This is a genomic window from Polyangium sp. y55x31 (assembly GCF_029946505.1).
GTDB lineage: Bacteria > Myxococcota_A > Polyangia > Polyangiales > Polyangiaceae > Polyangium.
In genome coordinates, this window is sequence record NZ_JARZHG010000096.1 from 1 (window position 1) to 1,732 (window position 1,732).

General features: G+C 67.1%; 1 protein-coding gene and 1 pseudogene. Both read right to left on the reverse strand.

Features of this window, described 5'->3' with window-relative positions; all coding sequences use genetic code 11:
• Positions 1-220, reverse strand: a pseudogene (locus QHF84_RS50150) (hypothetical protein); the annotation flags it as partial.
• 12 nt (positions 221-232) lie between these two features.
• Positions 233-1,288: a phage protease gene (locus QHF84_RS50155; RefSeq protein WP_281320790.1), complete on the reverse strand. Its 1,056-nt coding sequence runs from the start codon at positions 1,286-1,288 to the stop codon at positions 233-235.
• Between the last annotated feature and the right edge of the window lie 444 nt (positions 1,289-1,732).

Below are 1,732 nucleotides of genomic sequence, written 5' to 3' on the forward strand. Positions count from 1 at the left end.
AGTTGATCCGCTCGGCGCCGTCCTGGCCCGCGCTGTTGTCCTTCGTCTCGCAGGCTCGTCCGACCGGCCGCAGATCCGCCGCCTCGGTTGCCTCGAGCGCGTAGCCCGAGGCATCCACGCAGACGATATTGCCTTCCTCGATCACCGCGCCGGCCTTCATGCCCGGCGCGAGCCTCTCGACGCAGACGCCGATCCCGTATCGCTTGACGTCACGGACCATGGCCCAGCTCCTTCAATCGTCGCCCTCGTCCATCGCGGCAGGATCGATCCGCAGCGTTTTCGCCACCTGGAGATCAAACTCGCCATTCCGACGGGTACGCGCCGCCAGAGACGCTTGCTGATACCGCGTCGCCGGAGGCGAGGGCCTCGCCGCCGGTTTCTTCGGGGGATCGCCCTTCGGCAATTCCTTTTTCGGCTTCTCCCGCTCGGGATCCTCGCCCGTGCTCCCGACGAGCTCCCGCAACGCGTCGAGATCCTTCCGGCCGAGCTTGACGAACGCCTCCCGCCCCGCCTCGGGGATGAGCTTCGCCGCGATGCCCCGATCCACGAGCGCGCCGATCTCGTCCTCCACGGCCGCCGCGCGCGCTGCTTGCAGCTCCTCGGCCGCCGCCGCGAGCGCCTCGCGCGTCGTCGCCTTCCCCGTCAGGGTGCGGATTTGCGCAAGGGCCTCCGCCGCGTCGCTGTCCTTCAGCGCGTCGTCCCCCTCTTCGCCGCCTTCCTCGGCCATGTGATCGTCAAACGCCTTGATCACGTCGTCCTCGGTCGCCGAGTCGGGATCGAGCCCGAGCCCCGAGGCGATATGCGCGAGCGCGCCTTCCAGCATGCCTTTTGCTCCCTGCGAAGCCGCCATCAGCGGCGGAAGCCCGTGCGAAGCGGGCAGGTTCGTCAGCGCGACGTTGATCAGCCGCGTGATCCGGTTGCTATCGAGCTCGTAATCGACCGCGGGCGAGATGTAGCGATACTTCCGCGCCCGAACCTTCTCCGCGGCCTCCTCGGTCCAGCGCACATCGACCGCCCAGAGCGCGCCCTCGCGGACCTCGGGGCGGAACCACGCCGCCGCCTCGCCCGCGCCCTTCGAGAAGCCGTAGAGGGAGGCGTGATCGTAGTCGAAGAAGAGTTCGGCGCCGTGCGCCTCGAAGTCAGCGAGGACGCGGCGCGCGGCTTCCTCGTCGAAGAGGAGCAGGCCCTTGTAGGACTTGTTCACGCCCGCGCGGAAGAGCAGGACCTCACCGGGGGGATCACCGGAGAGATCGACAAGGCGGAGGGTGGCGCGAGATGTCCGGGGCATGGCGGAGGGGGTTGGCCCAAGCCCCCATCCCAGTTTCGAAAACGTCCAGAGATGGATGCTTCGTGGCTCTTTGGCTCTGGCCCTCGATGGTAGGGTTAGGTAAGCAGGTGTGGTCCACGTTCGAGCGTACCGCTTGGGCGGATCTCTCGACTTTGCCCCTCCTGGAGCGCTGCCGTCTGTCTGCTGACCAGGAGCACGCGAAGAGGGCGCTGGCGAACCCTTTCGGAGTCGGGAAGGTGGATTCCCCGAATGAGAGGTCCCAGAACCGCCTCGGTCCGGTTTTCGGGCGAAGGCAAAGCCAATTCCCGGATGAAGGCCCCCAAAACCGCCTCGGTCCGGTTTTCGGGCGAAGGGGAAACCGATTCCCGGATGAGGGTCCCCAAAACCGCCTCGGTCCGGTTTTCGGGCGAAGGGGAAACCGATTCCCGGATGAGGGTCCCCAAA

Bases quoted from the DNA above. Each gene is read 5' to 3' on its own strand.
- QHF84_RS50155 (WP_281320790.1), bottom strand. From the start codon at position 1,288: ATGCCCCGGACATCTCGCGCCACCCTCCGCCTTGTCGATCTCTCCGGT.